We start from the raw sequence: 2,636 nt of genomic DNA on the forward strand, positions 1-2,636 counted from the left end.
CCGCACTCCGTATCGGCGAAGAGGCCGGCCACGGTGAGATCAAGGCGTGGGCGTGGGAGATCGAGGCGTGGTTTGCCCTGACTCAGAGTCGCTGGCAGGACATGCTTGACGCCGTCGAGGCGGGACACGTCGCCGACCAGACACACTCCGTCGGCGTGCAGTTGTACGCGCACAAGGCACGAGCAGCCGCACGCATGGGAGACGGCCGCCTTGTCCGTGACTCTCTGGACGCTGGACGCGCACGCCTTGACCGGCTACCCCGCCCGGACCACCCGGAACACCACTTCATCATCGACCCGGACAAGTGGGACTTCTACGAGATGGACGCCTACCGTCTCCTCGGCGACGACGAACGCGCAGCCACCCACGCGCGCTCAGTGATCCGCATCAGCACGGGCCCCGACGGAACCGAGATCTCACCCATGCGCGCCGCAGAAGCCCGCCTCACACTCGGCGTAGCCGCCGCCCGCACTGGGGAGATCGATGAGGCGATCGGCATGGGCACCACGGCACTAGAAGCCGACCGTAGGTCTCTGCCATCGCTGCTCTTAGTCGCTGACGAACTGGACAAGGAACTGCGCGCCCGCTACCCGCGAGAGCCTGCAACACGCGACTTCCACGAACAGATCATGACCATCAAGCGAGGCTCATCAAAGCCCGAGCTTCCATTCTGATCGATGCACGCAAGAGATCCGCGCCCTCAGCGACTAAGCCAGCCGGGGGTGCGGATCATGTGCTTTCTTCTTCAGTCGGCCATCGGCAGGTGCACTCGGTTTCCGCTTTCCAACGACCTAACTGCTCTGTGATGCCTTTACCAACCACGCCGTAGAGATGGCTTCTAAATCACACAGTGGCTGCCTGATCCGTCGCACCGAAGTGGTCAGCAAGATCGTCCAACAGATCCAGGTAGTCACCTGGGCCAAGCCACCCGTTCACGGCTTGGCTACCGTGCAAACTGCTGTCGATGCTCCGCGCTCTCAAAGCAGCTGGGAACCTCGGTTCAGTTCCACGGAAGTGCCAGCGATTCCCATGGGCGCAAGCGTTGCGCAAGTGCCGCGTGAACTCCAGCAGGGGACTACTGGGATCACGAAGACGAGCTTGGTCGATGGCATCTCCGATGCGTGCGACCCCGTGCATGACCATGAAGGCTAGTAGATCGCCCCTCAACCCGGCGCCGGGAATTTTCGCAGCATTTGCGAAAACGTCGAAAATTCGCTGTGACGAATGTTCAGTCCCATCCTGACGTCTGATGATCAAGGGTGAGTCTGCAGACTGCTCGTAGAGAGACTGGAAGATGCCCACAAGCGGAAGACGCGGGTCCGCCAACGGCACGATCGCAAGGCTGAAACCGGAGAATGCGATCTTGAACTCTTTGGCCATCTGCGCAATCCGCGCTGCATCGCTACTCATGTCACAGAGACTGTACGGTCTGCCATCATCCTGTGCACGTGAGAATCTCGGCCCCGGGATCTGTCAAGATCGCAAGGAACGCTCTGATCTCACCAGGCGTGTAGGTAGACATCGGCCAACTTCGGCCACACCCATCACTCTCAGCCTCTACAAGACAAGGTTGCGAGTCGACTCATGGAAGATCAGATGACGGAGAGATCCTCAACGCTGCTCGCAGAGATCGAGCAAGATGCCCTTGATGACAAAGCCCCTCTGGCTAGCACACTTCGAAAGTGCATCGTCCTCGGCGGAAAGGCCAACTCGGTTGAGCTTCGCCAATGGGCCACTCGCGAGGCACGGGGCTACAGTCGCGGCGACGAGCTACCGGACTACCGAACGGTTGGCGCTCCACTACACATCGACGCCGTCGCAGGCTACAACCAGATCAAGGGTCAGCAGATCAGTCCCCGGAGCCTTCCGGAAGGCGTTCGTGACGACGTACGCGAGCTGTACGACGTCAGGGTGGGGGTGGGCGAGATTGAGGCCATGATCGACGCGGCCGAGGGGACTCACGTTCACCTGGGCCTGCCCATGGCTATGGACGTAGCGGCGATGATGAACCAAGCGAATGGAGACCCCTACCAACAGATCACCCGCATCTACTGGTCGGTCTCTACGACCTCGCTACGAGCCATCCTGGATCAGGTACGCACCACTTTGACCGAGTTGGTGGGTGAACTTCGTGCAGCCATGCCTGACGAGCAGGAGGAGCCCACGCCCGAGCAGGTGGGACAAGCAGTAACTGTTGCCCTACACGACTCGCCCAACGCAACAGTCCATCTGAATACCGCGCAGAGCCAGGGCCAGGGCACAAGCAGTGCTCAGCCAACGCCCTCCGCAGGTGAAGATGAGGAAGAGTCCTTCTGGGTGCGCAACAAGAAGGCCGCCTTCATCACGGGGACGGTGACCGTGGCTGCCGGCTTGGCCACAGTTGCAAGACTCTTCTGGGGCTAGAGGATCACAGCAGGCAGTGGCCCAGGTGTCCCCCTATGGGCGGCGGAACCCGAGAATTCCACCGCCCATGATCCTCTGACGATCAGTCGGCCATCGGCAGGTACACCCGGTTCCCGCTCTCCGCGAACTCCTTCGACTTCTGGAGCATCCCCGCAGCGACCTCCTCAGCCGTCGCCCCCGCAGCCGCCGTGCCGCCGAACTGCTCTGTGATGCTTTGACTAATCTTCATCGAG

The 2,636-nt window shown here is 61.1% G+C and carries 2 protein-coding genes and 1 pseudogene; 2 read left to right on the forward strand and 1 reads right to left on the reverse strand.

Annotation, left to right across the window (positions count from 1 at the left end; translation table 11 throughout):
• A pseudogene (locus ACFYZ3_RS38410) lies at window positions 1-674 on the forward strand (tetratricopeptide repeat protein); the annotation flags it as partial.
• Between the two features lie 169 nt (window positions 675-843).
• On the opposite strand, the gene ACFYZ3_RS38415 reads toward ACFYZ3_RS38410, so the two are convergent.
• Window positions 844-1,410, reverse strand: a complete 567-nt coding sequence (locus ACFYZ3_RS38415; RefSeq protein WP_388528040.1) for a hypothetical protein — start codon at window positions 1,408-1,410, stop codon at window positions 844-846.
• Window positions 1,411-1,584: 174 nt separating this feature from the next.
• On the opposite strand from ACFYZ3_RS38415, the gene ACFYZ3_RS38420 reads away from it, so the two are divergent.
• A complete protein-coding gene (locus ACFYZ3_RS38420; RefSeq protein WP_388528043.1) occupies window positions 1,585-2,403 on the forward strand; it encodes a hypothetical protein in 819 nt (272 codons plus the stop codon).
• The last annotated feature ends 233 nt before the right edge of the window (window positions 2,404-2,636 follow it).

Source organism: Streptomyces sp. NPDC001599 (genome assembly GCF_042893535.1).
In the GTDB taxonomy this organism is placed as follows: domain Bacteria; phylum Actinomycetota; class Actinomycetes; order Streptomycetales; family Streptomycetaceae; genus Streptomyces.